A 2628-nucleotide genomic window follows, 5' to 3' on the forward strand; every position below is an offset into this window, starting at 1 on the left:
ACTCCCGGATCTCCTGGTAGAAGACGTTGTCCTTGCGGAAGTTGGCGGATTCGCCGGCGAGGACCTGCTGGACGCCCTCGGCGGAGAAGACGCCGTACACGGTCCGGCGGATGCCGGGCGGCCCCGCGGTGATCCGTACGACGTCGCCGTGGTCGCGGCGGGCGCGCAGGAAGGTGCCGAGCGAGTCGTTCTTGAGGTCCAGCAGGGAACCGAGCAGAGGAAGTCCGGCCAGTTCGGGTGCCTCGGTGCGGGTGGTGGTCATGGTCGTCTCCCCCTGGGTCGTCACCCGGCCGATTCTCCTCCAGGGCGTGGCCGACGGCGAGGTTCGCGGGAACACCCGACCGGATCTGGCCGGTTGGCGCGATCCGGTCGGGTGGTGGCGAGGGTGGTGGGCGTCGGCCGGTCCCGCGCGCGGGCCGAAGGACCTCCTGGACGGGGCCGTTACCTGGCGAGGGCCCGGCTGATGACCATGCGCTGGATCTCGCTGGTCCCTTCGAAGATGGTGTAGATGGCCGCGTCGCGGTGCATCCGCTCCACCGGGTACTCGCGGGTGTAGCCGTTGCCGCCGAGGATCTGGATCGCCTGGGCGGTGACCTCCTTGGCGACCTCGCTCGCGTAGAGCTTGGACATCGAGCCCTCGGCGGAGGTGAACGGCTTGCCGGCGGTGGCCATCCAGGAGGCGCGCCAGACGAGGAGCCGCGCCGCGTCGATCCGGGTGCGCATGTCGGCGAGCTGGAAGGCGACGCCCTGGTTCTCGATGATGGGGCGGCCGAACTGGACGCGGGTCTTCGCGTAGTCGAGGGCGACCTCGTACGCGGCGCGGGCGGTGCCGACGGCCATGGCGCCGACGGCGGGGCGGGAGGCCTCGAAGGTGGCCATGGCCGCGTTCTTCACCCGCTCGCCGTCCCCCGCCTTCGCCTTCTCGCGGGCGCGGGCGAGGCGCTCGTCCAGCTTGTCCTTGCCGCCGAGGAGGCAGTGGCCCGGGACGCGGACGTCCTCCAGGACCACCTCGGCGGTGTGGGAGGCGCGGATGCCGTGCTTCCGGAACTTCTGGCCCTGGGAGAGGCCGGGGGTGTTCGGCGGCACGATGAAGGAGGCGTGGCCCCTGGAACCGAGCGCGGGGTCGACGACGGCGACCACGACGTGGACGTCGGCGATGCCGCCGTTGGTCGCCCAGGTCTTGGTGCCGTTGAGGACCCACTCGTCCTTGGCCTCGTCGTGGACGGCCCGGGTGCGCATCGAGGCGACGTCGGAGCCGGCGTCGGGCTCGGAGGAGCAGAAGGCGGCGACCTTGACGTCGGTGGCGTCGCCGTACATCTGCGGGACCCAGGTGCCGATCTGCTCCTCGGTGCCGTTGGCGAGGACGCCGACGGCGGCGAGGCCGGTGCCGACGATGGAGAGGGCGATGCCGGCGTCGCCCCAGAAGAGTTCCTCCATGGTCAGGGGGATGCCGAGACCGGTGGGGTCGAAGAACTGCTGGGCGTAGAAATCCAGGGAATAGATGCCGAGCTTGGCCGCTTCCTGGATGATCGGCCAGGGGGTCTCCTCACGCTCGTCCCACTCGGCGGCCGCGGGGCGCATGACGTCGGCGGCGAAGCCGTGCAGCCAGTCCCGGACCTGCTTCTGGTCCTCGTTGAGTTCGAGCGTGAACTCGCCCATGGTCCCTCCCAGCAGTACGTTACCTTCGGTAACATCAGTCTGTTACCGGCGGATACAGACTGTCAACCTGCGGCGGAGCGGAGCAGGCCGGACGGCACCCGGAGCCGCGCGGGTGTTACGTTGCGACAGCCTCACGGAATCGCACGGGCGGGGAGACACGCTTATGGACACCACACACCGGACCACCGACCAGCAGAAGCCCGCCGAGCAGCGGCGGCGCGAGCTGCTGGAGGCGGCGGACCGCGTGGTGCTCCGGGACGGCCCCAAGGCCTCCATGAACGCCATCGCGGCGGAGGCGGGCATCACCAAGCCGATCCTGTACCGCCACTTCGGCGACAAGGGCGGTCTCTACCGCGCCCTCGCCACCCGGCACACCGACGCGCTCCTCGCCGCGCTCCGCGCCGCCCTGGACGCCCCCTCCGACCGGCGCAGGCGCGTCGAGTCCACCCTGGACACGTATCTCGCCTCCATCGAGGCGATGCCGCAGGTCTACCGCTTCCTCATGCACCCGGCCGAGGAGTCGCACCAGTCCGAGCAGGGCTTCGACGTCGGCCGCCACTCGGCCCCGCTGCTGCGGCGCATGGGCGAGGAGCTGGGCCAGGTCATCGCCGAACGCATCGACCTCGGAGCCGGCGGCGAGGCCCAGGCCCGGATCTGGGGCCACGGCATCGTCGGCATGATGCACGCCGCCGGCGACTGGTGGCTCGGCGAACGCCCGTGCTCCCGCGCGGCCTTGGTCACCGCCCTGGCCGATCTCCTGTGGGGACGCCTCTCCCTGGCCGACGACCGCCCGGACGGCCCGGGCTTCTGAGGGCGCGGACCGGGCCGGGGGGTCCCACCGTGCCGTCAGCCGCGCAGGGCCGCCGCTCCCCCGCCCCACGGCTCCTTCCGGACGGCCCGCAGCAGACGTGACCTCCGCCACCCCGTGACCCGTTCCGCGTAGACCCCGCCGTCCAGGTGGTCGGCCTC

At 71.8% G+C, this 2628-nt stretch carries 2 protein-coding genes and 1 pseudogene; 1 reads left to right on the forward strand and 2 read right to left on the reverse strand.

Going from position 1 to position 2628, the window contains the following annotated elements; genetic code table 11:
- Together RIF68_RS33845 and RIF68_RS33850 are read right to left on the reverse strand one after the other, a co-directional pair.
- Window positions 1-262, reverse strand: a pseudogene (locus RIF68_RS33845) (cytochrome P450); the annotation flags it as partial.
- Between the two features lie 179 nt (window positions 263-441).
- Window positions 442-1659: an acyl-CoA dehydrogenase family protein gene (locus tag RIF68_RS33850; protein WP_309055300.1), complete on the reverse strand. Its 1218-nt coding sequence runs from the start codon at window positions 1657-1659 to the stop codon at window positions 442-444.
- Window positions 1660-1822: 163 nt separating this feature from the next.
- On the opposite strand from RIF68_RS33850, the gene RIF68_RS33855 reads away from it, so the two are divergent.
- Complete coding sequence (locus RIF68_RS33855; protein WP_309055301.1) at window positions 1823-2470, forward strand: TetR family transcriptional regulator; 648 nt, start codon at window positions 1823-1825, stop codon at window positions 2468-2470.
- Window positions 2471-2628 lie beyond the last annotated feature (158 nt).

The organism is Streptomyces sp., from assembly GCF_031178505.1.
Lineage (GTDB): Bacteria > Actinomycetota > Actinomycetes > Streptomycetales > Streptomycetaceae > Streptomyces > Streptomyces gulbargensis.

Coding starts and splice junctions, on each gene's coding strand:
- RIF68_RS33850 (WP_309055300.1), bottom strand. CDS start 1,659: ATGGGCGAGTTCACGCTCGAACTCAACGAGGACCAGAAGCAGGTCCGG.
- RIF68_RS33855 (WP_309055301.1), top strand. CDS start 1,823: ATGGACACCACACACCGGACCACCGACCAGCAGAAGCCCGCCGAGCAG.